Here is a 4,334-nt window from a genome sequence, read left to right on the forward strand (position 1 = left end):
ATTGAGTTCTGTGCACCATCGCTTAATGATCCACTCAATGTACCTGCACTGATAGTACCGGTAGCAGTGATGCTTTGAATATTAGCCAGGTTAGTGATGCTGTTCTGAGTACCGTCATTTAAGGTTGCACTTATGGTGCCTCCTACGATATTACCAGTTACAGTGATATTATCAAATGTACCTGATCCGCTGGTGATGCTTGTAGTGCTTACATTACCTGCACTGATGGTGCCAGTGATGCTGATATTAGTCAGACCAGTCAGGTTCGTAATATTAGCGTTAGTGATATTAGCCGTAGTAGCAGTTAAGCTGGTTACGTTAGCAAGATTTGTGATTGAGTTCTGTGCACCATCACTTAATGATCCACTCAATGTACCCGCACTGATTGTGCCAGTAGCAGTGATGTTCTGGATATTGGCCAGGTTAGTGATACTGTTCTGAGTACCGTCATTTAAGGTTGCGCTGATCGTACCACCAACGATATTACCAGTTACAGTTAGGTTATCGAATGTGCCGTTTGTACCAGTCACATTGGTTGCACTTACAGTGCCTGCACTGATTGTTCCGGTGATGCTGATATTAGTCAAACCAGTCAGGTTCGTAATATTAGCATTAGTGATATTAGCTGTTGTAGCAGTTAAGCTGGTTACGTTAGCCAGATTAGTGATTGAGTTCTGTGCTCCATCACTTAATGAACCACTTAATGTACCTGCACTGATAGTACCGGTAGCAGTGATGCTTTGGATATTAGCCAGGTTAGTGATACTGTTCTGTGTACCATCATTTAAAGTTGCACTTATTGTACCTCCTACGATATTACCAGTTACGGTTAGGTTATCGAATGTGCCGTTTGTACCAGTCACATTAGTTGCACTTACAGTGCCTGCACTGATGGTGCCAGTGATGCTGATATTAGTCAGACCAGTCAGGTTCGTAATATTAGCATTAGTGATATTAGCCGTAGTAGCTGTTAAGCTGGTTACGTTAGCAAGATTAGTGATTGAGTTCTGTGCACCATCGCTTAATGATCCACTCAATGTACCTGCACTGATAGTGCCGGTAGCAGTGATGTTCTGGATATTAGCCAGGTTAGTGATGCTATTCTGAGTACCATCGTTTAAGGTTGCACTGATTGTACCACCAACGATATTACCAGTTACAGTTAGGTTATCAAATGTACCGTTGGTTCCAGTCACATTGGTTGCACTTACGGTGCCTGCACTGATTGTACCAGTGATACTGATATTAGTCAGACCAGTGAGGTTCGTAATATTAGCATTAGTAATATTAGCTGTTGTAGCTGTTAAGCTGGTTACGTTAGCCAGATTAGTGATTGAGTTCTGTGCTCCATCACTTAATGATCCACTCAATGTACCCGCACTGATGGTGCCAGTAGCAGTGATGTTCTGGATATTAGCAAGATTAGTGATGCTGTTCTGCGTACCATCGTTTAAGGTTGCACTTATTGTTCCACCTACGATATTACCAGTTACAGTGATATTATCAAATGTACCGTTGGTTCCAGTCACATTGGTTGCACTTACTGTTCCTGCACTGATTGTACCAGTGATACTGATATTAGTCAGACCAGTCAGGTTTGTAATATTAGCATTAGTAATATTAGCTGTTGTAGCAGTTAAACTTGTTACGTTAGCAAGATTAGTGATTGAGTTCTGTGCTCCATCACTTAATGATCCACTCAATGTGCCTGCACTGATGGTTCCAGTAGCTGTGATACTCTGGATATTAGCCAGGTTAGTGATGCTGTTCTGAGTACCATCGTTTAAGGTTGCACTGATGGTGCCGCCTACGATATTACCAGTTACAGTTAGGTTATCGAATGTGCCATTGGTTCCAGTCACATTAGTTGCACTTACTGTTCCTGCACTGATTGTACCAGTGATACTGATATTAGTCAGACCAGTCAGGTTGGTGATATTAGCATTAGTAATATTAGCTGTTGTAGCAGTTAAGCTAGTTACGTTAGCAAGATTAGTGATTGAGTTCTGTGCTCCATCACTTAATGATCCACTCAATGTACCTGCACTGATTGTACCGGTAGCAGTGATGCTTTGGATATTAGCCAGGTTAGTGATGCTGTTCTGAGTACCATCATTTAAGGTTGCACTGATTGTGCCGCCTACGATATTACCAGTTACAGTTAGGTTATCGAATGTGCCATTGGTTCCAGTCACATTAGTTGCACTTACTGTTCCTGCACTGATTGTACCAGTGATACTGATATTAGTCAGACCAGTCAGGTTGGTGATATTAGCATTAGTAATATTAGCTGTTGTAGCAGTTAAGCTAGTTACGTTAGCCAGGTTGGTAATGCTGTTTTGTGCACCATCGCTTAATGATCCACTCAATGTACCTGCACTGATAGTGCCGGTAGCAGTGATGCTTTGGATATTAGCCAGGTTAGTGATGCTGTTCTGAGTGCCGTCATTTAAGGTTGCACTTATTGTGCCTCCTACGATGTTACCGGTTACAGTTAGGTTATCGAATGTACCGTTGGTTCCAGTCACATTGGTTGCACTTACGGTGCCTGCACTAATTGTACCAGTGATGCTGATATTAGTCAGACCAGTCAGGTTCGTAATATTAGCATTAGTAATATTAGCTGTTGTAGCTGTTAAGCTGGTTACGTTAGCAAGGTTGGTAATGCTGTTCTGTGCTCCATCACTTAATGATCCACTCAATGTACCTGCACTGATTGTACCGGTAGCAGTGATGTTCTGGATATTAGCCAGATTAGTGATGCTATTCTGAGTACCGTCATTTAAGGTTGCGCTGATCGTACCACCAACGATATTACCAGTTACGGTGATATTATCAAATGTACCTGATCCGCTGGTGATGCTTGTAGTGCTTACATTACCTGCACTAATTGTTCCAGTGATGCTGATATTAGTCAGACCAGTGAGGTTGGTAATATTAGCGTTAGTGATATTAGCCGTAGTAGCAGTTAAGCTGGTTACGTTAGCAAGGTTGGTAATGCTGTTCTGAGCTCCGTCACTTAATGATCCACTCAATGTACCTGCACTGATAGTACCGGTAGCGGTGATGTTCTGGATATTAGCAAGATTAGTGATGCTGTTCTGAGTACCATCATTTAAGGTTGCACTTATTGTACCGCCTACGATATTACCAGTTACAGTGATATTATCAAATGTACCTGATCCGCTGGTGATGCTTGTAGTGCTTACAGTTCCTGCACTGATGGTTCCAGTGATACTGATATTAGTCAGACCAGTCAGGTTCGTAATATTAGCATTAGTAATATTAGCCGTAGTAGCAGTTAAACTTGTTACATTAGCAAGGTTGGTAATGCTATTCTGTGCACCATCACTTAATGATCCACTCAATGTACCTGCACTGATAGTACCGGTAGCAGTGATGCTTTGGATATTAGCCAGATTAGTGATGCTGTTCTGCGTGCCATCGTTTAAGGTTGCACTTATTGTACCGCCGACGATGTTACCAGTTACAGTGATATTATCAAATGTGCCGTTGGTTCCAGTCACATTGGTTGCACTTACGGTGCCTGCGCTGATTGTACCGGTGATGCTGATATTAGTCAAACCAGTCAGGTTCGTAATATTAGCATTAGTAATATTAGCCGTAGTAGCAGTTAAGCTGGTTACGTTAGCCAGATTAGTGATTGAGTTCTGTGCACCATCACTTAATGAACCACTCAATGTACCTGCACTGATGGTTCCAGTAGCTGTGATGTTCTGGATATTAGCCAGGTTAGTGATACTGTTCTGAGTACCGTCATTTAAGGTTGCGCTGATCGTACCACCAACGATATTACCAGTTACAGTTAGGTTATCGAATGTGCCGTTTGTACCAGTCACATTGGTTGCACTTACAGTGCCTGCACTGATTGTACCGGTGATGCTGATATTAGTCAAACCAGTGAGGTTCGTAATATTAGCATTAGTAATATTAGCTGTTGTAGCAGTTAAGCTAGTTACGTTAGCAAGATTAGTGATTGAGTTCTGTGCTCCATCACTTAATGATCCACTCAATGTACCTGCACTGATTGTACCGGTAGCAGTGATGCTTTGGATATTAGCCAGGTTAGTGATGCTGTTCTGAGTACCATCATTTAAGGTTGCACTGATTGTGCCGCCTACGATATTACCAGTTACAGTTAGGTTATCGAATGTGCCATTGGTTCCAGTCACATTAGTTGCACTTACTGTTCCTGCACTGATTGTACCAGTGATACTGATATTAGTCAGACCAGTGAGGTTCGTAATATTAGCATTAGTAATATTAGCTGTTGTAGCAGTTAAACTTGTTACGTTAGCAAGATTAGTGATTGA

1 protein-coding gene is annotated in these 4,334 nt (G+C 41.9%); it reads right to left on the minus strand.

Translation table 11 applies throughout. The annotated features are described in order from the left end of the window. Nucleotides 1-4,334, minus strand: a 4,334-nt coding sequence (locus tag ACH30E_RS16860) for a beta strand repeat-containing protein (protein WP_490847360.1), incomplete at both ends; no start/stop codon positions are given.

The sequence above is a fragment of the Sediminibacterium sp. FW305-C-61 genome (genome assembly GCF_058231065.1).